Origin of the sequence: Streptomyces lancefieldiae, assembly GCF_031845825.1 — a bacterium.
GTDB classification, from domain to species: Bacteria; Actinomycetota; Actinomycetes; order Streptomycetales; family Streptomycetaceae; genus Streptomyces; species Streptomyces lancefieldiae.
On record NZ_JAVRFH010000339.1, the window covers coordinates 1 to 440 of the forward strand.

General features: G+C 72.5%; 1 pseudogene. It reads right to left on the reverse strand.

The window, feature by feature from the left end:
* Window positions 1–440: pseudogene (locus RM812_RS42420) on the reverse strand (AMP-binding protein); the annotation flags it as partial.

Genomic DNA, 440 nt, shown 5'->3' on the forward strand with positions numbered 1-440 from the left:
CGGGGGCAGGGCCAGTACCCGTACATCGTCGTGGAGGAGAGCTCCGCGTACCCGGGAGGCGACCTGGTCGAGCACCTCCTGGGCCTCCTGAGGGGGTCGGGCCCAGGGGACGAACACCACGACGCGTTCCGCACCGGTCACGGGGTCGGTCGAGCCGATCACCGCGGGGGCGCCCGGAGGCAGCCCGGGGGTGGCCGCGGCGACCGCTTCCATGTCCGGGGCGTGGAAGGTGCGCCCGTTGAGGAACAGGACGTCCTTGTGCCGCCCGGTGACGCACAGCCGTCCGTTGCGCAGGAACCCGAGGTCGCCGGTACGCAGCCACCCGTCGGCGAACACGCCGGCACTCACGTGGGGGAGGCCGTGGTAGCCACGGGCGAGCTGGGGCCCGCTGACCATGATGTGCCCGACTCTTCGTTCACCGAGGTCCCTCCCCTCCTCGT